The sequence below is a fragment of the Sulfitobacter sp. 1A12056 genome (assembly GCF_043558125.1).
GTDB lineage: Bacteria > Pseudomonadota > Alphaproteobacteria > Rhodobacterales > Rhodobacteraceae > Sulfitobacter > Sulfitobacter faviae.
In genome coordinates, this window is record NZ_JBIFFY010000001.1 from 842,727 (window position 1) to 862,846 (window position 20,120).

General features: G+C 62.0%; 16 protein-coding genes and 1 tRNA gene. 7 read left to right on the plus strand and 10 right to left on the minus strand.

Going from position 1 to position 20,120, the window contains the following annotated elements; translation table 11 throughout:
- Positions 1-15 precede the first annotated feature (15 nt).
- Positions 16-1,770 (plus strand): acetolactate synthase 3 large subunit, encoded by a 1,755-nt coding sequence (locus ACGYLD_RS04170; protein ID WP_271693500.1) that lies wholly within the window; start codon positions 16-18, stop codon positions 1,768-1,770.
- A 71-nt stretch (positions 1,771-1,841) separates the two neighbouring features.
- The gene (gene ilvN / locus ACGYLD_RS04175; RefSeq protein WP_067268661.1) at positions 1,842-2,402 is read left to right on the plus strand and encodes an acetolactate synthase small subunit; all 561 of its coding nucleotides are present in this window, start codon (positions 1,842-1,844) and stop codon (positions 2,400-2,402) included.
- A gap of 12 nt (positions 2,403-2,414) precedes the next feature.
- Here the strand turns inward: ilvN and ACGYLD_RS04180 are convergent, their stop codons facing one another.
- Entirely contained in the window at positions 2,415-2,774 is a 360-nt protein-coding gene (locus ACGYLD_RS04180; protein WP_271693499.1) for a hypothetical protein, read from the minus strand.
- A gap of 217 nt (positions 2,775-2,991) precedes the next feature.
- On the opposite strand from ACGYLD_RS04180, the gene ACGYLD_RS04185 reads away from it, so the two are divergent.
- Positions 2,992-3,789 (plus strand): helix-turn-helix domain-containing protein, encoded by a 798-nt coding sequence (locus ACGYLD_RS04185; RefSeq protein WP_271693498.1) that lies wholly within the window; start codon positions 2,992-2,994, stop codon positions 3,787-3,789.
- A 6-nt stretch (positions 3,790-3,795) separates the two neighbouring features.
- On the opposite strand, the gene ACGYLD_RS04190 is transcribed toward ACGYLD_RS04185, so the two are convergent.
- The 5 genes from ACGYLD_RS04190 to ACGYLD_RS04210 form a co-directional block, all read right to left on the minus strand.
- Positions 3,796-5,205 (minus strand): amidase, encoded by a 1,410-nt coding sequence (locus ACGYLD_RS04190; protein ID WP_394401309.1) that lies wholly within the window; start codon positions 5,203-5,205, stop codon positions 3,796-3,798.
- 49 nt (positions 5,206-5,254) lie between these two features.
- On the minus strand, positions 5,255-6,379 hold the full coding sequence (gene prfB, locus ACGYLD_RS04195) for a peptide chain release factor 2 (RefSeq protein ID WP_067268656.1): 1,125 nt from the start codon (positions 6,377-6,379) through the stop codon (positions 5,255-5,257).
- Positions 6,380-6,505: 126 nt separating this feature from the next.
- Positions 6,506-9,061 (minus strand): penicillin-binding protein 1A, encoded by a 2,556-nt coding sequence (locus ACGYLD_RS04200; RefSeq protein WP_271693495.1) that lies wholly within the window; start codon positions 9,059-9,061, stop codon positions 6,506-6,508.
- 128 nt (positions 9,062-9,189) lie between these two features.
- Positions 9,190-10,410, minus strand: a complete 1,221-nt coding sequence (locus ACGYLD_RS04205) for an N-acetylmuramoyl-L-alanine amidase (RefSeq protein WP_394401312.1) — start codon at positions 10,408-10,410, stop codon at positions 9,190-9,192.
- A gap of 59 nt (positions 10,411-10,469) precedes the next feature.
- Entirely contained in the window at positions 10,470-11,612 is a 1,143-nt protein-coding gene (locus ACGYLD_RS04210; protein ID WP_271693493.1) for a pyridoxal phosphate-dependent aminotransferase, read from the minus strand.
- A gap of 96 nt (positions 11,613-11,708) precedes the next feature.
- Here ACGYLD_RS04210 and ACGYLD_RS04215 point away from each other — a divergent pair, with 96 nt between their 5' ends.
- Together ACGYLD_RS04215 and ACGYLD_RS04220 are read left to right on the plus strand one after the other, a co-directional pair.
- A complete protein-coding gene (locus tag ACGYLD_RS04215; protein ID WP_271693492.1) occupies positions 11,709-12,458 on the plus strand; it encodes a DsbA family protein in 750 nt (249 codons plus the stop codon).
- A gap of 2 nt (positions 12,459-12,460) precedes the next feature.
- Positions 12,461-12,952, plus strand: coding sequence for a disulfide bond formation protein DsbA (locus ACGYLD_RS04220; protein ID WP_271693491.1), 492 nt, complete (start codon positions 12,461-12,463; stop codon positions 12,950-12,952).
- 129 nt (positions 12,953-13,081) lie between these two features.
- Here the strand turns inward: ACGYLD_RS04220 and ispG are convergent, their stop codons facing one another.
- The 3 genes from ispG to hemA all read right to left on the minus strand — a co-directional run bounded on the left by ispG (position 13,082) and on the right by hemA (position 16,940).
- Complete coding sequence (gene ispG, locus ACGYLD_RS04225; RefSeq protein ID WP_271693490.1) at positions 13,082-14,206, minus strand: flavodoxin-dependent (E)-4-hydroxy-3-methylbut-2-enyl-diphosphate synthase; 1,125 nt, start codon at positions 14,204-14,206, stop codon at positions 13,082-13,084.
- A gap of 88 nt (positions 14,207-14,294) precedes the next feature.
- Complete coding sequence (locus tag ACGYLD_RS04230; protein ID WP_271693489.1) at positions 14,295-15,596, minus strand: RodZ domain-containing protein; 1,302 nt, start codon at positions 15,594-15,596, stop codon at positions 14,295-14,297.
- Between the two features lie 120 nt (positions 15,597-15,716).
- Positions 15,717-16,940, minus strand: a complete 1,224-nt coding sequence (hemA, locus tag ACGYLD_RS04235; RefSeq protein WP_067265045.1) for a 5-aminolevulinate synthase — start codon at positions 16,938-16,940, stop codon at positions 15,717-15,719.
- Between the two features lie 222 nt (positions 16,941-17,162).
- Between hemA and ACGYLD_RS04240 the strand changes: the two genes are divergently transcribed.
- Entirely contained in the window at positions 17,163-18,239 is a 1,077-nt protein-coding gene (locus tag ACGYLD_RS04240) for a sensor histidine kinase (RefSeq protein ID WP_271693488.1), read from the plus strand.
- Positions 18,240-18,320: 81 nt separating this feature from the next.
- Positions 18,321-19,691, plus strand: coding sequence for a M20/M25/M40 family metallo-hydrolase (locus ACGYLD_RS04245; protein WP_276154020.1), 1,371 nt, complete (start codon positions 18,321-18,323; stop codon positions 19,689-19,691).
- Between the two features lie 125 nt (positions 19,692-19,816).
- Here ACGYLD_RS04245 and ACGYLD_RS04250 read toward each other — a convergent pair.
- Positions 19,817-19,893: transfer RNA gene (locus ACGYLD_RS04250), tRNA-Asp, on the minus strand.
- Positions 19,894-20,120 lie beyond the last annotated feature (227 nt).

Consider the following 20,120-nt stretch of genomic DNA (forward strand, 5'->3'; position numbering starts at 1 on the left):
TACGGAGCACCCAAGATGAAACGCCAGATGACCGGAGCGAAAATGATCGTCCAAGCCCTGATTGACCAGGGTGTGGACACCGTCTTTGGATATCCCGGTGGCGCGGTGCTACCGATCTATGACGAGGTCTTTCAGCAGAATTCGATCAAACACGTTCTGGTGCGCCATGAGCAAGGGGCGGTGCACGCCGCCGAAGGCTATGCCCGCTCCACCGGGAAGCCGGGTGTTGTGCTGGTCACCTCCGGCCCCGGTGCCACGAATGCGGTCACGGGCCTCACGGATGCGCTGCTCGATTCCATTCCGCTTGTGGTGCTGACCGGTCAGGTGCCTACTTTCATGATCGGCTCGGACGCCTTTCAAGAGGCCGACACCGTGGGCATCACCCGCCCCTGCACCAAGCACAACTGGCTGGTGAAAGAGACCGACACCCTTGGCGCCACTCTGCACGAGGCCTTCCATGTCGCCACACATGGCCGCCCTGGCCCGGTGCTGATCGACATCCCCAAGGACGTGCAATTCGCCACTGGCCACTACGAGTCCCCCAAACCCTCGACCTCGCGCTATCAGCCGCAGGTTAAGGGCGACATGGCCGAGATCACCGAACTGGTCGCGGCTATGGAGACGGCGAAGCGGCCGATCTTCTACACCGGTGGCGGGGTCATCAACTCCGGCCCGGCGGCGAGCCAGTTGCTGCGCGAATTGGTTGATGCCACCGGCTTTCCCATCACCTCGACCCTGATGGGCCTCGGCGCCTACCCGGCGTCGGGTGAGAAATGGCTTGGGATGCTCGGGATGCACGGGCTTTACGAGGCCAATATGGCGATGCATGACTGCGATCTGATGATCAACATCGGCGCGCGGTTCGACGACCGGATCACCGGTGTCATCGACAGTTTCAGCCCGAAATCCACCAAGGCGCATATCGACATCGACCCCTCGTCGATCAACAAGGTGATCCGCATCGACATTCCGATCGTCGGCGATGTGGCCCATGTGCTCGAAGATCTGCTGAAGGTCTGGAAATCGCGCGGCCGCAAAACCAATAGCGAGGCGGTGGCGAAATGGTGGCAACAGATCGAAGAATGGCGCAGCATCGATTGCCTCAAGTTCAACCAATCCGGCAAGGTGATCAAACCTCAGCACGCGCTGGCGCGGCTTGAAGCGCTGACCAAAGATCACGACCGTTATATCACCACCGAAGTGGGCCAACACCAGATGTGGGCCGCGCAATACCTCGGCTTTGAGGAGCCGAACCACTGGATGACCTCGGGCGGCCTTGGCACCATGGGCTACGGTTTCCCCGCCTCCATCGGCGTGCAGATGGCCCACCCCGAGGCACTGGTGATCAATGTGGCGGGTGAAGCTTCGTGGCTGATGAACATGCAGGAAATGGGCACGGCGATGCAATTTGGCCTGCCGGTGAAACAGTTCATCCTCAACAACGAGCGGCTCGGCATGGTGCGCCAGTGGCAGGAACTGCTGCATGGTGAGCGCTATTCGCAAAGCTGGTCCGAAGCCCTGCCCGATTTCGTCAAACTGGCCGAAGCCTTTGGCGCCAAGGGGATCATCTGCTCGGACCCCGATGACCTTGATGATGCGATCATGGAGATGATCAACCACGACGGGCCGGTGATCTTTGACTGTCTGGTCGAGAAGCATGAAAACTGCTTCCCCATGATCCCAAGCGGTAAGGCGCATAACGAAATGCTGTTGCCGGGCGATCATGAGACCCAAGGCGTGATCGACGCAAAAGGCTCGGTGCTGGTGTAACCCGTTTTCTTTAAAAGAAAACGTCCCGGTAATTTTTCAAATTTCCGACGAAGATGAAGAAGGACGAAGACATGGCTGCCCTAAAAATCAAAAAAGGTGCGACCTCGCATTCCGCCTATAACCTACGGCCCAACTTCTCGGATGTGGTTGAAAAACACACGCTGGCCGTGCTGGTCGAGAACGAGCCCGGCGCGCTGGCGCGGGTGATCGGCCTGTTCTCGGGCCGGGGGTATAACATCGACAGTCTGACCGTGGCCGAGGTGGACCACACCGGGCATCTGTCGCGCATCACCATCGTCACCAGCGGCACGCCGCAGGTGATCGAGCAGATCAAGGCGCAGGTCGGTCGCATCGTGCCGGTGCATGAGGTGCATGACCTCACCGTCGAAGGGCCGAGCGTGGAGCGGGAACTGGCGATTTTCAAAGTCGTCGGCAAGGGCGAACATCGGGTCGAAGCGCTGCGGCTGGCGGATATCTTCCGCGCCAATGTGGTCGACAGCACGCTCGAAAGCTTTGTGTTCGAGATCACTGGCGCGCCCGACAAGATCGACGCTTTCGCCGAGTTGATGCGCCCGTTGGGGTTGGCCGATGTCGCCCGCACGGGCGTGGCCGCGCTCGCCCGTGGTGTCTGACAAGCGGGGCGTTTAGGCTTTCAGTTGGGCCGCGCGGAATTGGCGCGGTCCGGGCTTGGCGGTAAAGGGGATGATCTGGGCGCCTCGCTGGCGCTTTCCCTCTGCCTCCGGCTCTGCCGCCACGGGGTTATCTTGCCGCAGCGCCTCGGGCAGATGCGAAGCCGCTTTCTCCTGCACCAGCCGGGGGTTGTCCGCGATACGCAGCTTGCGATGTACTGAGACGTCGAACTGCACCATATCGCCCGTGTCAAACCCCGCCCCCTGCCCGACACGGATCGCCGGCTCTTCGTAATAGGCAAGATCGCCTTGATCTTCGCACCAGAAAACCGCTTTTCCGGCGCTATTATCGCTCCACAGAACTACACCGATCATAGTTAACCCCGCTTTCGATGTTTGTTCTCCATTCTGCGACAATCGAAAGGGGTGCAACATAGATTAAAATGCAACGTCCGCTTGCATTTTGTGTCGGTTCCAGTAGGGTCAGCTACAAATCAGCGTCAGCTTTGACGCGCCTTCGCGTCAGTCTGTTAACCATCTGGCCATAACGGCTTTTATTCTAAGGCCGCGACGCAAATCAGAACGAGGCTGCATGTCCGCTCCCAACCGCTCCCCCTCTGAACTTCGTAGCATGTTCGGCGCCAATCTGCGCCAGTTGGCAGCGGATTACCCCTCGATCTCTGACCTTGCCCGGCAGCTTGGCATCAATCGCACGCAATTCAACCGCTACCTCTCGGGCGAAAGCTTCCCCCGGCCCGATGTACTGGCCCGGATCTGCCGCTTTTTCGAGATCGACGCGCGGGTGCTGCTGGAGCCGGTAACCGAGATTTCCCTGAACCAAGATCCGATCAACAACAGCTTCTTGCGCGACTTTCTGGGCACCGGGGTTCAGAACGTGCCCGAGGCGGATTTCCCAAGCGGTTTTTACCGTTTCGCGCGGCGGTCTTTTCTGGATCAGGACAGATTCGTGACCGGCGTGGTTTTTATCACGCGCCATGGCAGCAGCACCTTCCTGCGCGGCTATGAGAGTGCGCCATCGCTGCGCGCACAAGAGCTGCCGACCAACCCGATGGCGCGGGAATATCGCGGCATCGTCTCACGGCAGGAGAATGGGGTTTCCATCGTCGTTTCGCGGCGTCGCACGCTGACCGGGTCGTTCAACTACCTCAACCGCGTCGCCTCTTTCGAGAATAACTTTTGGGTGGGCTACGTCACCCGCACCGCCCCCGAAAGCGCCGCGGGCACGCGGGTGACCCGGCTGACCTATGAGTATATCGGCAGAGACCCCAAAACCGTTCTGCCCGCCGCGCGGCAGGCGGGGTTCACCGACATCGACGCGCTGATGCCCTACCACCGCCGCCTGCTTCAGCCCGACGCGCCCTTTAACTGAGCCCCGCTAGAGCTGGGGCGGCTGCGCCTGCGGATAGCCCGTCGCCTCATGCCAACCTTGGGCCAATTGGAGAAGACGCGCGTCGCTGCCGCGCCTGCCGATCAGTTGCAGCCCCAAGGGCAGACCGCGCGCATCAAAACCCGCGGGGATGTTGACCACCGGCAGGCCGATCAGGCTGGCCGGGACCACCACCTGCATCCAACGGTGATAGGTGTCCAACGGCTGGCCGTCGATCTCAGTCGGGTGCACCTGTTCGACTGCAAAGGGCCAGACCTGCGCCGAGGGCAGCACCAACACATCGACTTCCTCAAAGAGAGCATCCGCCGCGCGGAACCAATCAGATCGGATGCTACTGGCACGCTGGATGTCAGAGGCCGAGAACCCCTGCCCCCGCGCGACCTCCCATTGCGCGGCCGGTTTCAGCCCCTCGCGCCGAGCGGGGTCATCATAGAGCGCCCCGAGGGAGGCCGCCACGGCAAAGGACCGCAGGGTGATCCAGCTTTCCCACATGGTCTCCGCATCAAAGGGTGCCGCCAAGGGCGTGACCGTATGGCCAAGGTCGGCCAAGCGCTTCAGTGCAGCTTCGCTATGGTCGATGATCCCCGGCGCACAGGGGAAGGCACCGCACCAGTCGCCCAGCCAGCCGATCCGCTGGGGGGTCAGCGCCGCGTCGATCTGCGGTGCTGCATCGGGGGTGGTGCGGGTCAGCGGTTCGCGCGGGTCGTGGCCTGTCATCACGTCCAGCAGGGCGGCAAGGTCGCGCGGGCTGCGCGCCATCGGCCCCAAGGTCGAAAGCTGGTGCAGAAACAGATCGCCGTCATTGCCCGAAGGCACCGTGCCCCAGCTGGGCCGCATGCCGTAAACATTGTTCCACCCCGCCGGATTGCGCAGGGAGCCCATCATGTCGGAGCCATCGGCCACGGCCACCATCCGCGCCGCCAGCGCCGCCGCCGCCCCGCCAGAGGAGCCGCCAGCCGAGCGGCCAAGGTCATAGGGGTTGCAGGTCGCCCCATGCACCGGGTTGAAGGTATGGCTGCCAAGGCCGAATTCCGGGGTGTTGGTCTTGCCGATCACAATGGCCCCGGCGGCACGCAGACGGGCCACCGCCGGGTGATCCCGTTTGGCCGGTGCCGCCCCGAACAGCGGCGAGCCCTGCGAGGTGGGCAGTCCTTCCGCATCCGCCAAATCCTTGATCGCCATGGGAATGCCGTGCAGCCAGCCCTTGCGCGGGCCCGCGTCGGCGGCCTCAGCCTCGGCCAGCAAAGCGTCGCGATCGCGGAGGGAGACGACGGCATTCACCTTGCCGTTCACCGCCTCGATCCGGTCCAAGGTCGCCTGCATCAACTCGACCGCGGAAATCTTTCGCGCGGCCAGCGCCTCGGACATTTCTGAGGCGTCCCAATTTAGCAATTCCATCATGTCCCCCTATTGGTCACTGTCATTCCAAGAAGGGGACGGCATGGGCTCAGTCGCCCTGCGCCTCGGCCCGGCTTTTGCCCGAGACCGCCAGCGCCAACGTCGCCCCCATCAACCCATCAAGATCGCCGTCGAGCACGCCTTTGGTGTCCGAGGTCTCGTAATTGGTGCGCAGGTCTTTGACCATCTGGTAGGGCTGCAGAACGTAGGAGCGGATCTGGTTGCCCCAGCCCGCGTCACCTGCGTTCTCATGCGCCTCGTTCACCAGTGCCGAGCGCTTGTCCAACTCCATTTGATAGAGCCGCGATTTCAGCGCTTTCATAGCGATGTCGCGGTTCTGGTGCTGAGACTTCTCCGAAGAGGTCACGACGATGCCCGTGGGGTGGTGGGTGATCCGCACCGCCGAGTCGGTGGTGTTTACGTGCTGACCGCCCGCGCCGGAGGACCGGTAGGTATCTATGCGGATATCGGAGGGGTTCACCTCGATCTCGATATTGTCGTCGACCACCGGGTAAACCTTCACGGAGGTGAAGGAGGTGTGCCGCTTGGCTGCCGAGTCGAAGGGCGAGATGCGCACCAGACGGTGCACGCCGCTTTCGGATTTCAGCCAGCCATAGGCGTTATGGCCTTCAATCTTATAGGTCGCGGATTTGATGCCCGCCTCGTCACCGGGGCTTTCGGCCTGAAGATCGACCTTATAGCCCTTCTTCTCGGCCCAGCGGACATACATCCGCGCCAGCATGCTGGCCCAATCGCAGCTTTCCGTGCCGCCCGCGCCTGCATTGATCTCAAGAAAAGTGTCATTGCTGTCGGCCTCACCGTTCAGCAGCGCTTCGAGTTCCTTCTGCGCGGCCTTTTCGGCCAGCGCCTTCAGCGCCGCCTCGGCGTCCGAGATGACCTCTTCGTCCTCTTCCATCTCGCCCAGTTCGATCAGTTCGAGATTGTCGGCCAACTCTTGTTTGATGCCCTCATAGGTGTCGATGGCATCGACCAGCGACTGACGCTCACGCATCAGCTTTTGCGCCGCATCGGGGTTGTCCCAAAGGTTCGGGTCTTCGACGCGGGCGTTGAATTCTTCCAGCCGGTAGGGCGCGGTCTCCACATCCAGTCGCTGGGCCAGCAATTCCAGCGATTTGCTGATCTGGTCCGCGGTATTCTGTGCCTCTGCGCGCATGTGTGCCTGCCTTTGATAAGTAATGCGGCCCCGAAAACCGGAGCCGCACGAGAGATAGACCAGCCCGCCAGCGGCGGCAAGTGGGGGGCGGCAAAGCGCAGCTTTGCCCTGCCCCCTTTGGCCTGATTAGTAAAGACCGCCCGAGCTCAGCGTGCCAAAGCTCGCCTTGGGGCCGACGGTGGCTTTCTTGCCGGTCGATGTGGTGACCTCACGCGAGGAGGAGCCACCCAATTCTTCGACCAGCGGCAGGTCCGCCCCCATGGCAAAACCGCCATCGAAAGAGATGCCAAAGAGCGGCTCTTCGCCATCGCGGAAACATTCCGACACGACATTGGCGCCCGTGGCGCTGTCGCTTAGCCTCGCGCCGGTGAAACGGTCGATCTTGATAAAGCGGCACTGCTCGGGGACTGTGAAGTCACCGCCGCCGTATTTCTTGATCGCTTGGCTCATGAAGCGTTGGAACACGGGCGCGCAGAGCCGCCCGCCCCCCGCGCCCCGGCCCATCGGGCGCGGGGTGTCAAAACCGATGTAGCAGCCCGCCACGACGTTGGACGAAAAGCCTACGAACCACGCGTCTTTTTCATCGTTGGTGGTGCCTGTCTTGCCCGCGATGGGCACCGGCAGGTTCACCGCATTGCGCGCCGTGCCGCGCTCGACCACGCCGCGCATCATGGAGGTCAACTGATAGGCGGTCACCGGGTCCATCACCCGCTCGCGGTTGGAAATGATCCGCGGCGCCTCACCGGGGGCGAGGTTGATCTGCTCACAATCGTAGCATTTGCGCTCATCATGTTTGTAGACCGTGCGACCATAGCGGTCTTGCACCCGGTCGACCAAAGTGGGCTGCACCCGCTCACCGCCATTGGCGAACATCGCATAGGCCGAAACCATTTGGTACAGCGTGGTTTCCTGACTGCCGAGCGCGTTCGACAGCAAGGGCGCGAGGTCGTCGTAAACGCCGAAACGCTCCGCATAGCTGCCGACCACATCCATGCCGACTTCCTGAGCCAGACGGATGGTCATCAGGTTGCGCGACTGTTCGATCCCGGTGCGTAGGGGCGTCGGACCATAGAATTTATGCGAAGCGTTCTGCGGGCGCCAAACGCCCTGCGGCGTGTTGATCTCAATCGGAGCGTCGACCACGATGGTCGCGGGGCTATAGCCGCTGTCGAGCGCGGAGGCATAAACGAAGGGCTTGAAGCTCGACCCCGGCTGGCGCTTGGCCTGTGTGGCACGGTTGAACACGCTCGCCTGATAGGAAAAGCCGCCCTGCATCGCGATCACGCGGCCCGTGTGCACGTCCATCGCGACGAAACCGCCCTGCACCTCTGGCACCTGCCGCAAAGTCCAGCGGATGAAAGATCCGTCGCTGTCCGAGGTCATGCGCCGGACCAAGACGACCTCACCCACCTCAAGCAGGTCGCCCGCCACCTGAGCCTTGCGCCCGAGAGAACCGTCATCCAGCCGTTTGCGCGCCCATTGCACGTCTTTGGCCGGGATCCAGTGGCCGTCTTCGTCATCCTCGACGCCTTCGATCCCGATGCGGGCGTCATTGCTGCCGACCTCAAGCACCACCGCCGGATACCACTGGTTCTCCAGATCGATGTCACGCGGCACCCGCAGATCCGCTAGCGCTGCACGCCATTTCTCTTCGCTGTCCAGTTGATCGGCGGGGATCTCGAAGCGTGTCCCGCGCCAGATGCCCTGCCCGCGATCATATTGCTCTAGCTGACGGCGCAGGGCGTTGGCGGCGATGGGTTGCATCTCATTGTCGATGGTCGCGCGCACGGTCAGACCGCCGGTAAAGAACTCCCCCTCGCCGAAATCCTCGCTCAACTGGCGGCGAATTTCGTCGGTGAAGTAATCCCGCGGCGGCAGTTCGGCCTTGAAGCTCTCGAAATCACCGTTCTGGACCGAGCGCAGCGGCTGCGCCACTTCGGTTTCATAGACCGCTTCCGAGATATAGCCGTTCTCTTTCATCTCCCGCAGCACGAAGTTCCGCCGCGCCAGCAGCCGGTCCTTGCGGCGTACCGGGTGGTAATCTGAGGGCGCCTTGGGCAGCGAGGCGAGAAAGGCCGCCTCATGCGGGGCCAGTTCGCTCAGCGTTTTGTTGAAATAGGTCTGGCTGGCCGCGGCTACGCCATAGGAGTTCTGACCGAGGAAAATCTCGTTCAGATAGAGCTCAAGGATCTTCTCCTTGCTCAGGGTTTCTTCCAGACGCGAGGCAAGGATGATCTCCTTGATCTTGCGCTCGGCCCGCCGGTCACCCGACAAGAGGAAGTTCTTCATCACCTGCTGGGTGATCGTCGAAGCACCGCGCACGTCGCGCCCGCGCGATTTGACCGCATCCACCGCCGCCGCACCGATGCCGCGCAGGTCATAGCCCTCATGGGTGTAGAAGTTCTTGTCCTCTGCCGAGATGAAGGCCTGTTTCACCAGATCCGGAATGGTATTGGCCGGGGCGAAAAGACGACGCTCCTTGGCGAATTCGTCGATCAAACGGCCTTGGCCCGAGTAAATACGGCTGATCGTCGGCGGCGTGTATTGCGCCAGCGACTCGTGGCTGGGCAAATCTCGGCCATACATCCAGAACACCGCCCCGATGGTCAAAGCCACCATGCCGACGCTCAGGGTCAGGGTGGTAAAGATCCCCCCGAAAAAGGACAGAACAAATCGAAACACGCGCGCGGACCACCATTGGCTAGGGACAGTTCCGAGCCTATACAGGATGCGCTGGCGCGGGTCAAAACACATGGCCGCCAGCGGGGGCGAATCTTCGCCCATCGCGAAAGCAGCCAGATCTTTTCATTTTACTTTCGGATCAATGATTTGAGCGCAGCATCCTGATCACGCCACGTCACGATCGCATCCGCCATCGCGCTCACCATCGACGCGCGCCACACCGGATCGCGCAGATTGGTCAGATCGCGCTTGGAACTCAGGAACCCCACTTCGACCAAAACCGAAGGAATATCGGCAGACTTCAAGACCGAGAAACCCGCCCGCCGCAGAGGCCGGCTGTTCAACGGCCCGCCCGCCGCGCGCATGCCATCGACCAAAATCTCGGCCAGCGCATCTGAGCGCGGCTCGGTCTCTTGCCGGGCAAGATCCAGCAGGATGCCCGCCACCTGATCATCCGAGCCGGTCAAATCCGCCCCCGCGATGATGTCCGACCGGTCATGCCGCGCCGCCAGATGTTCGGTCGCCACATCGCTGGCATCATCGGAAAGGGTATAGACCGTCGCCCCGCTCGCCCCGCCCTGCGACAGGCTGTCGGCATGGAGCGAGATGAAAAGGTCCGCTTCGGCCTGATGGGCGATGGCGACCCGGTGCTCCAAGGCGACGAAAATATCCTCGTTGCGGGTCAGCAAGACATCCACGCCCTTGCGCCGCAGCGCATCGCGCAGGTCGCGGGCGAAGTTGAGCATCAGGTCTTTCTCGTCCAACCCCTCGCGCTGCGCACCGGGGTCGATGCCGCCGTGACCAGGGTCCAGAACGACGGTGAAACTGTCCTTGTCAGCCACCGCAGGCTTTGGCGGCGCGGTGAGCGCGGTGGTCCAATCAGGGTCCACCGGCGCGCCCGCGGCCTTGGCAAAGATCGCAGGCTCGACCGTCTCCAAGGTAATCTCAAGCCGCGCCTTGCCGCTGCTTGCGTCCACCGGCATGCCAATCTCAGCGGGAACCATCGGCTCGGCCAAATCGGCCACCAGACGCGACCAACCGGGCTGAAACGCACCAAACCGCAGTGCCGAGATACGGCCCGGTTCTTCCAATAGATCTCCCCGGGCGACATTCGACCAATCCGCCTCGCGGAAATCGACGATCAGGCGGGCGGGATCATCCAGCAGAAAAACCCGGAAAGGCACGCCCTGGCTCAGCGTCACGGTCAAATCGGTCTTGCCGAACCAGCGATCACTCACTGTGCTCTCAACCGGATCGACCCGCGCCAGCGCCGTCAACTCCTGCGCCGCGACGGTGACCGGCCCCGCGCAGGCCAACAAGACTGCCAGTCCCCTAAAGATTGCCCGCATGATCGATCACCCTGCCCGTTTTCGCCCTTCTATCACCTGCCGCGCGGCCAAACCAGCATTCAGCGCGCCGCCATGAAGGCTTTGAGCCGGGCGATGCCCTCCTCCATATCCGCCGTGCTGCGCGCATAGGAAAAGCGCAGCGTCTTATGCCCCCGCGCCGGGTCGAAATCGAGTCCGGGGGTCACGGCGACCCCAGCCTTCTCCAGAATTTCCGCCGCAAAGGCGCGGCTGTCATCGGTAAAGCGCGAAACATCGGCATAGACGTAAAACGCCCCATCGGGCGGGGCGATGTCGGTAAACCCCGCCTCTTGCAAACCGGTGATCATGAGGTCGCGGTTGCGCCGATAAACCGCGAGATTGGCCTGCAATTCGTCGTCACAGTCCATCGCTGCTAGCGCCGCAATCTGGCTGGCATGGGGTGCGCAGATGAACATGTTCTGTGCGATCCGCTCGACCACGCGCACCTGATCCTCGGGCACCACCATCCAACCCACGCGCCAGCCAGTCATCGAGAAATACTTCGAGAAGGAGTTGATCACATAGCAGTCATCGGTAACCTCCAGCGCGGTCACGGCCTTCTTATCATATTCGATGCCATGGTAAATCTCATCCGAGATGAAGGACATGTCATTGGCCGCACAAGCCTCCGTCAGCGCCGTCAAGGCGGGTCGGTCGAGCATCGTGCCCGAAGGATTGGCAGGGGAGGCCACGAGCAAACCGCGCAGGTCTTGCCCCGCGAAATCCGCCGCGACCGGCTGATATCTGTTCTCGGGCGCGGCGGGCAGATCGACGGGCTGCATCCCCAAGGCGCGCAGGATCTGACGGTAGCTGGGATAGCCCGGCGCGCCGATGCCCACCCGATCCCCTGAATCGAAGAGCGCAGTGAAGGCGAGCAAAAACCCGCCGGAGGACCCGGGGGTGATCACCATCCGCGCCGGATCGAGATCGACGTTATACCATTCGCCATACATCTGCGCGATCCGCGCCCGCAAAGCAGGGAGGCCAAGCGCCACAGTATAGCCCAGGGCCCCCTCACCCATCGCCTTGGCCAGCGCGGCCGCCGCCCCTTTCGGCGCGCCCGTGCCGGGCTGGCCAACCTCCATATGAATGATGTGACGGCCCGCCTCTTCGGCGGCGCTGGCGGCCTGCATCACGTCCATCACGATAAAGGGATCAACGGCGGACCTGGTTGAATTGCGCATGGGCTTGCTCCTACTGTCGGCATGTGCTTTCACCGCGCCTGATGCCGGGCGTCAACCCTTGGCCCCTATTTCGCAGCTTTACCGAAAGGACCGCCCATGTTCGCCCGCCTCCTCGCCCCTGCCCTTGCCGGCGCAGTCACCCTTGCCGCCCCCGCCGGGGCGATGGACCTGACCGAGCTTACGGACGCCGAACGCGCGCAGTTCCGGGCCGAGGTCCGCGCCTATCTGATGGAAAACCCCGAAGTGATCCTGCAAGCGGTGGAGCAGATGCAAAACCGTCAGGCCCAAGCGCAGATGCAGGCGGATTTCGATCTGGTCTCGGCCAATGCCGATGAGATTTTCGACGATGGCTACTCTTGGGTCGGCGGCAACCCGGAGGGGGACATCACGCTGGTCGAATTCCTCGACTACCGCTGCGGCTACTGCAAACGCGCCCATGGCGAAGTGGCCAAACTGCTGGAAACAGACGGCAACATCAAACTGATCGTCAAAGAGTTCCCGATCCTTGGGGAGCAATCGCTGCTGGCGTCGCGCTTTGCCGTGGCAACCAAACAGGTCGCGGGCGATGACGCTTACAAACAACTGAACGATGCGCTTATGGCCTTCAACGGAGCGGTCACCCTCCCCGCCCTCCGCCGCTTGGGCGAAAGCTTCGATCTGGATGTCGCAGCAATCGAAGCCGAGATGGACAGCGACGCGGTCACGCAAGAGATCGCCCAAACCCGCGCGCTGGCCCAAAAGTTGCAGATCACCGGCACACCCACCTTCGTCATGCAAGACGAAATGCTGCGCGGCTACCTGCCCTATGATCAAATGATGGCACTGGTGGAAGAAAAGCGCGGCTAAAGATGCGCGCCCCGGCAGTCTTGGCCGCGCTCGCGCTGGCCCAGCCCGCCGGGGCCGATGAACCGACCGCGCGTGATGCGTTTGAAACCGAACTCCGCGCCGCGATCCTTGCCAATGGCGATGTCATCGCCAAAGCGCTGGCGGGCCAAACGCAAATGCAGCAGCATATCCAAAACGACCTGTCCCTGCTCGAACAGCTCGCTCCCGACCTTCTGGCAGGCCACCCCATCGCGCTTTTCCTCGCAGACGACTGCGAGACCTGCGCCACCGCCGTCCACGAATTGACCGCGGTCACAAAGCGTTACGGCATCACCTTCATCCAACACGATCTCAGCCACCCCCAGCCCGCCCGCTGGGCCGCCACCCTAGGGCTCACCGACGCCCCCTTCTACGTGCTGCCCGAAATGATCCTCAACGGCCACATGCCGCCCATAGTCCTCGAAAAACACCTCACCCCAAACAAGCTGAAGACCACTCCCCAACCCACTGATTAATAACCCATTCCAACAACAGACAAAGCGCGCCAACCTCCCGGCTCACGCGCTCCCCCTCATCTTCATCCTTTTAAAAATACCTCTGCGCAGCCCCTCAACCAACACAGCGCCAGCGGCCCAGCCCCCAACCTACTCAGCAGCCTTCACCGCCTCAGCCTCAATCTGCGCCGCACGTTCCTCGACCTGCTCGACGATATGGTCAATCATACCTTCATTGCCGAGCTTATGGCTCTGTTTGCCCGCCAGATAGACCATGCCAGACCCGGCTCCGCCACCGGTAAAGCCCACGTCGGTCATCAGCGCCTCGCCGGGGCCGTTCACCACGCAGCCGATGATCGACAGGCTCATCGGCGTCTTGATATGCTCCAGCCGTTTCTCCAAGGTCTCAACGGTTTTGATCACATCAAACCCCTGCCGCGCGCAGGAGGGGCAGGAGATGATGTTCACCCCTCGGTGCCGCAGCCCGAGGGATTTGAGAATTTCATAGCCAACCTTCACCTCTTCCACCGGATCGGCGGAGAGGGAGACGCGGATGGTATCACCGATACCGCTCCACAAAAGGTTGCCCAGACCGATGGCCGATTTGATCGTGCCCGACATAAGCCCGCCCGCCTCGGTGATGCCGAGGTGGATGGGCGCGTCGGTGGCATCGGCAAGCTGTTGGTAGGCCGCCGCGGCCATGAAAACGTCCGAGGCTTTGCAGGAAATCTTGAACTCGTGGAAATCGTTGTCTTGCAGGATCTTGATGTGATCCAGACCGCTTTCGACCATCGCATCGGGGCATGGTTCGCCGTATTTCTCCAACAAATGCCGCTCCAGCGAGCCCGCGTTCACGCCGATGCGGATTGAGCAATTGTGGTCCCGCGCGGCTTTGATGACCTCACGCACCCGCTTTTCATCGCCGATGTTGCCCGGGTTGATGCGCAGACAGGCGGCACCGGCCTCGGCGGCTTCAATCCCGCGCTTGTAGTGAAAGTGGATGTCCGCAACGATGGGGACCGACACTTCGGGCACAATCTCGCGCAGGGCTTTGGAAGACGCCTCATCCGGGACCGAGACCCGCACGATATCGGCACCTGCGTCGGCGGCGGCTTGGACCTGTGCGATGGTGGCGGCGACATCGGTGGTCAGCGTGTTCGTCATGGTCTGCACGGTGATCGGCGCATCACCGCCCACCGGCACATTGCCCACCATGATCTGCCGGGACTTGCGACGCGGAATATCGCGCCAAGGGCGAATGGAATGAAGCGACATGAAGACACCTTTCGCGGGATCAGGGGCTTTGGCCCCCTACCTATTCAGCCGGGGCCTCATGTGCAATGGGCAGCGGCGGCCCGCGCGTTTAGCTGCCCTGACAGGGCATCGCCGCCAGAGCGGAGGGGTCGAGCGAGCCTTCGAGGTCGGCAAACATCCGGCTGAGTGATTGCTCCGCCGTCGGATCGACCGGCTCATAAAGCTCGGCCAGCGCCTGCGCGTGGAGCGGCACGTTGGAGGTCACCGCCCCGCGCGGCCCCACGGGGCCGAAACAGCCATCCGCCATGGCGAAATAAAGCGCACCGGATTCGCCCGTCCGAAGGGAGGGCGGCTCTTCAGTGACGGGCACATCCCATGTGTCGCCCTTGTTCATCACACCTTCGAAAATCACCGTGCCGTCAGCCGCGCGCACCCGCACCCAAGAGGGGTAAGCTGCGACCATGCGCACTTTCTCGCCCAAAGGCTCAACAACCTGCGGTTTGGGCAGGTCGGTATCGGCATTGGCTAGCATCACCGCCTCGTCGATGGCGCTGGTGATGCTGTCATCGCCCTCCGTCGCCTCGGCCACCACGGTGCCTTGCGGGGCGGTATCGGGGCGGTCCGGCGTCGGGAAATTGCTGACAGAGCGCGGGTCGATAGAAGCAATCGGCGCGTCACGCGCCACCAGCACCGGCACGTCAAGCGCTTGTGGGCGATATAGCCGGTCCAGCGCCTCGGCCCGGGGGCTTTCCACGCTTTGCGGCGCGGCGGAATCGTCTTCCGCGTCGGGTGCGCTGGCCAGAGCCCCATCCAGCGGGTCGAGATCGGAAAGCACGATCGGGGTCTGATCCACCGGGGCCACCTGCACGCGCTGCACCTCTTTCAGCACGGTCCAACCGCCAAAACCAATGGCCGAAATCAGCGCGATCAGCACCAGCGAAGAGCCAACCGCCCCCGGCTCAATCCGACTGAGCAACCCGTCGCCCGTGGGCACGAAGGGCGTGTTGGGCCGGGCGAAAAGATCATCTTCTTTCGGGGACTTACGGCGTTCCTCAAAGCTCGGCTTTTTGACCACAGAGGCTTCGGCGGACATGCCATGGGCCACGGCAAAACCGGATTCCTTGCAGAAGGCGGCAAAGGCCTGATCAGGGTCCATATTGAGGTAGCGCGCGTAGGAACGCACATAGCCCGCGATGAAGCCGGGCGTGTCAAATGCGCCGGGATCACAGTTTTCGATTGCGGCGATATAGGAGGCTTTGATGCGCAATTCGCGCTGCACGTCGAGCAGGGATTTACCAAGCGTGGCCCGTTCGCCGCGCATGACATCCCCCAACCGCAATTCGAATGCATCGAACCCTTTGGGTTCGACTGTTTCGTCCTCAGCGGTTCTGGAGGCCCATCGCCCGATCATCAATATGCCCTGTCCCTGTTAGCCTGTAGCTTTGATCCAAACACGCCCCAACGATTCGGATGTAGCCTTTTCTTGACAAAAGGCTACCACAAGACAACGGAAAACACGAATAGCGCTGCGTTAGCCCGCAGCTTCGGCACGATTCAGCGCACAATGCGACCAGAGCACGTCCATCCCCCGGACAAGCGCATCCATCTCTTTGGGTCCATGTACCGGCGAGGGCGTGAAGCGCAACCGCTCCGTGCCGCGCGGCACGGTGGGGAAGTTGATGGGCTGAACATAGATGCCGTGATCTTCGAGCAGCATGTCCGACAGAAGCTTGGTGTGCACCGGGTTGCCCACCATAACGGGCACGATGTGGCTGCCATGATCGATGATCGGCAGGCCCAACCCCTTCAGCCGCAGCTTCAAAGCCTTGGCCTGCTGCTGGTGTTTCTCACGCAACTCCGGCGCGCGCTTGAGATAGGCGACCGAAGCGGCGGCACCGGCAGCCACGGCAGGCGGCAGCGAGGTGGTAAAGATGAACCCCGGTGCATAGGAACGGATCGCGTCGCACATCTTGGCCGAGGCGGCGATATAGCCGCCCATTACGCCGTAGGCTTTGGCCAGCGTGCCGTTGATGATGTCGAGCCGGTGCATCAGCCGGTCGCGTTCGGCCACCCCTGCCCCGCGCGGGCCATACATGCCAACCGCGTGCACCTCGTCGATATAGGTCAGCGCGCCGAATTCATCTGCGAGATCGCAGATCTCTTCGATGGGGCCGAAATCGCCATCCATCGAATAGATCGATTCAAAGGCGATCAGCTTGGGCGCGGCAGGGTCATCCGCCTCCATCAACTCGCGCAGATGGGCGACATCATTGTGGCGGAAGATACGCTTGGCCCCGCCATTGCGGCGCACGCCTTCGATCATGGAGGCATGGTTCAGTGCGTCGGAATAGATGATCAGCCCCGGAAAGAGCTTGGGCAGGGTCGAAAGCGTGGCGTCATTGGCAATATATGCCGAGGTGAACAGCAGCGCCGCTTCCTTGCCATGCAGATCGGCCAGTTCGGCCTCTAGCTGCTTGTGATAGACCGTTGTGCCCGAGATGTTGCGTGTCCCGCCAGAGCCTGCGCCGGTGGCGCGCAGCGCTTCTTCCATGGCTTCGATCACCACGGGGTTCTGCCCCATGCCCAAATAGTCGTTGCCGCACCAAACGGTGATATCCTGCTGCGACCCGTCGGGTTTGGTCCAGACGGCATGGGGGAACTGACCATTGCGACGCTCGATGTCGATGAAGGTCCGGTAGCGTCCTTCGTCATGCAGGCGCGCAATCGCCGCGTCGAGCTTCTCGTTATAGTCCATGCGCGTCTCCATCTTTTGGCGCGAACAGGAGGGGGCCCCTCCATATTCAGCTTTTAGAATGATTACAGATCCAAAGCCGAAGCTTCAATCTCTTATCCCGGCCCCTTTGCGGGGCGAACTGTCGCAGGCGCTGCGCGTTCTACGCTCGATTTAAGATTGTTCGCTTGTATTGCCAGCCGCTTTCATGCTTCCAAAGGACCAATCCAGAAAGGGCAGTTTGTTTTGCGCGCCACTCCACATCCCCAGCAGGACCAGCGCCTGCGGACGCTTTATAATTACGAGATTCTCGACACCCCGCGCGAGGAGGAGTTCGACGAGATCGTCGAACTGGCGGCTGAGATCTGTGACGCGCCGATTTCAGTGATCAACCTGATCGACAAGGACAGACAGTGGTTCAAGGCCGAAGTGGGTCTGGGTGCGCGCGAGACGCCGCTCGAAACCTCGCTCTGCTCTCACGCGATTCTGGAAGAGCCCTTCGTTGAGATTCCCGACACGCTGAAAGACCCGCGCATGGCCGACAACCCGCTGTGCACCGCAGGCGACGGGCTGCGGTTTTATGCAGGTGCGCTGCTGATTGCGTCCAACGGGCTGCCGCTTGGCACGCTGTGCATCCTCGACACCAAACCCCGCAGGCTGACCGCGCTGCAACGCAAGGCGATCTCTGTCTTGTCCCGTCAGGTGATGAAACAGCTCGACCTGCGCCTTTCCCTGCGCAGCCAAGCGACGCTGATGAGCGAGGCCGACCACCGGGTCAAGAACTCGCTTCAGACATTGTCGGCCATGGTGCGGCTGCACAGCCGCCAGTTGGACGATATGAACACGGTCAATGTGTTGAACGACATCCAGCGCCGCGTCAACGCGATGGCAACGCTCCATGGTGAACTGCAATCCGGGCACGGGCGCGATGAGGTCGATGCGGGCAAATACCTCGACAGGGTCCTGGAGCTTTTGCAGGAAACCGCACCGGGGCATGTCAAAATCAGCTACCGGTCGGACCCTGTGACCCTACGATCCAGCGCGGCTTCATCCTTGGGGCTGATCATTAGCGAGTTTGCCGCCAATTCGATCAAACACGCCTTCCCGAATGGCGCGCCCGGCCATATCGAAATCGACCTCAGCCTGCGGGACGGGCATTTCCACCTTGAATGCAAAGACGATGGCATCGGGGCCGCGAACGAAGGCAAAGGGCGAGCCGACAGCATTGGGCAGACCTTGATGGCGGCGGCGGCGTCGCAGCTCAATGCGCAGGTCGACAGCCAGCTTACCGCCGAGGGCAGCCGCCTCTCGCTCACCTTTTGAACGCGGGCCCTACGGCCACTGGACACGCCCTGCCCGCCTGATACCTTCGCGCCAAATTCACAAGCGCAAGGAATTATGCCCATGTCCCTCGACGATGTTCTCGCCCGGATCGACAACGATCTGCCCGCCGCCACCGACCGTCTGTTGGACCTGCTGCGCATCCCGTCAATCTCGACCGATCCGGCCTATAAGGCCGATTGCGACCGCGCCGCCGATTGGCTGGTGGCCGATCTCAAATCCATAGGTGTGGAGGCCGAGAAACGCGCAACGCCGGGCCATCCGATGGTTGTGGGTCATGTGGGCGAAGGCAAGCCGCACCTCCTGTTCTACGGCCATTATGACGTGCAGCCGGTCGATCCGCTGAACCTGTGGGACCGTGACCCGTTTGATCCCGCGGTTGAGGAGACTGACAAGGGCCGCGTGATCCGGGGCCGCGGGGCCGCCGATGACAAGGGCCAGTTGATGACCATCATCGAAGCCCTGCGCGCGTGGAAAGAGGTGAAAGGCGATTGGCCCTGCCGCATCACCTTCTTCCTCGAAGGCGAAGAGGAATCCGGCTCCCCCTCCCTCGTCCCATTTATGGAGGAGAACGCGGGGGAGTTGAAAGCCGATGTGGCGATGATCTGCGACACTGGATTGTTCGAAAGCAAGACCCCCGCCATCGTCACCATGCTGCGTGGGCTTTTGGGCGAAGAGCTGACCGTCACCGCCCCGTCGAAAGACCTGCATTCGGGCATGTATGGCGGCATTTCGATGAACCCGATCCGCGCGTTGAGCAAGGTGATCGCCGCACTGCATGACGACGAAGGCCGCATCACCATCCCCGGCTTCTATGACGGCGTGCCGGACCTGCCCGAGGATCTGGAAGCGCAGTGGCAGGGCCTCGCCTTTGATCATAGCGCCTTCCTCGGCGACGTGGGGCTCAGCAAACCGGCGGGTGAGCAGGACCGCACCCCGCTTGAGATGATCTGGTCGCGCCCGACCTGTGAGGTTAACGGCATCTGGGGCGGCTATACCGGCGATGGCTTCAAAACGGTGCTGCCCTCCGAGGCCCATGCCAAGATCAGCTTCCGCCTCGTCGGCACGCAAGACCCGCTCGCCATCCGTGAGAACTTCCGCAAGATGGTGGCTGAGATGCTGCCCGAAGACTGCACGGTCGAATTCTCAGGCCACGGCGCCAGCCAAGCCTCGGGGGTGGACATCGGTCATGCGATGTTCGAACCCGCCCGCCAAGCGCTCAGCGACGAATGGCAGGTGCCTGCGGCCTATATCGGCTGTGGTGGCTCGATTCCGATTGCCGGGCATTTTCAGAAGATTCTCGGGACCGAGCCGATGCTGATCGGTTTCGGCAAGGATGACGATCAAATCCACTCCCCGAACGAGAAATACGACATGGAGAGCTTTCACAAAGGCATCCGCTCCTGGGCGCGCATCATTGATGCGCTGACCTGAGCAGATTGGCGATCGGGCCTGCCCGGTCGCCATATATTCCACTGTCAGGGCCTCAAAAGGCAACGCTGAAAACCCTGCGCGAACTAGGGCTTAGCGCCTGCACGTTACGAAATGAAGTGGGAAAGTGGCGCGGTTGACGGGGCTCGAACCCGCGACCCCCGGCGTGACAGGCCGGTACTCTAACCAACTGAGCTACAACCGCGCGATGTGGGCGGAATAGGCCACGGGGCGCGGGGCGTCAAGCGCATTCGCGTGAGAAAATGCGCTTTCCCGAAAGAAGTTTTTGAGTGGCATTTTAAGGGGATTGGAAACGAAAAAAAGGACCTCAAAGAGGTCCCCTTTTCAGGCAGCGGTGGCGCGGTTGACGGGGCTCGAACCCGCGACCCCCGGCGTGACAGGCCGGTACTCTAACCAACTGAGCTACAACCG

What these genes read in the sequence shown, in the direction of transcription:
- ACGYLD_RS04170 (WP_271693500.1), top strand. Translation starts at nt 16, where the DNA reads ATGAAACGCCAGATGACCGGAGCGAAAATGATCGTCCAAGCCCTGATT.
- ilvN (WP_067268661.1), top strand. Translation starts at nt 1,842, where the DNA reads ATGGCTGCCCTAAAAATCAAAAAAGGTGCGACCTCGCATTCCGCCTAT.
- ACGYLD_RS04180 (WP_271693499.1), bottom strand. Translation starts at nt 2,774, where the DNA reads ATGATCGGTGTAGTTCTGTGGAGCGATAATAGCGCCGGAAAAGCGGTT.
- ACGYLD_RS04185 (WP_271693498.1), top strand. Translation starts at nt 2,992, where the DNA reads ATGTCCGCTCCCAACCGCTCCCCCTCTGAACTTCGTAGCATGTTCGGC.
- ACGYLD_RS04190 (WP_394401309.1), bottom strand. Translation starts at nt 5,205, where the DNA reads ATGGAATTGCTAAATTGGGACGCCTCAGAAATGTCCGAGGCGCTGGCC.
- prfB (WP_067268656.1), bottom strand. Translation starts at nt 6,379, where the DNA reads ATGCGCGCAGAGGCACAGAATACCGCGGACCAGATCAGCAAATCGCTG.
- ACGYLD_RS04205 (WP_394401312.1), bottom strand. Translation starts at nt 10,410, where the DNA reads ATGCGGGCAATCTTTAGGGGACTGGCAGTCTTGTTGGCCTGCGCGGGG.
- ACGYLD_RS04210 (WP_271693493.1), bottom strand. Translation starts at nt 11,612, where the DNA reads ATGCGCAATTCAACCAGGTCCGCCGTTGATCCCTTTATCGTGATGGAC.
- ACGYLD_RS04215 (WP_271693492.1), top strand. Translation starts at nt 11,709, where the DNA reads ATGTTCGCCCGCCTCCTCGCCCCTGCCCTTGCCGGCGCAGTCACCCTT.
- ACGYLD_RS04220 (WP_271693491.1), top strand. Translation starts at nt 12,461, where the DNA reads ATGCGCGCCCCGGCAGTCTTGGCCGCGCTCGCGCTGGCCCAGCCCGCC.
- ispG (WP_271693490.1), bottom strand. Translation starts at nt 14,206, where the DNA reads ATGTCGCTTCATTCCATTCGCCCTTGGCGCGATATTCCGCGTCGCAAG.
- ACGYLD_RS04230 (WP_271693489.1), bottom strand. Translation starts at nt 15,596, where the DNA reads ATGATCGGGCGATGGGCCTCCAGAACCGCTGAGGACGAAACAGTCGAA.
- hemA (WP_067265045.1), bottom strand. Translation starts at nt 16,940, where the DNA reads ATGGACTATAACGAGAAGCTCGACGCGGCGATTGCGCGCCTGCATGAC.
- ACGYLD_RS04245 (WP_276154020.1), top strand. Translation starts at nt 18,321, where the DNA reads ATGTCCCTCGACGATGTTCTCGCCCGGATCGACAACGATCTGCCCGCC.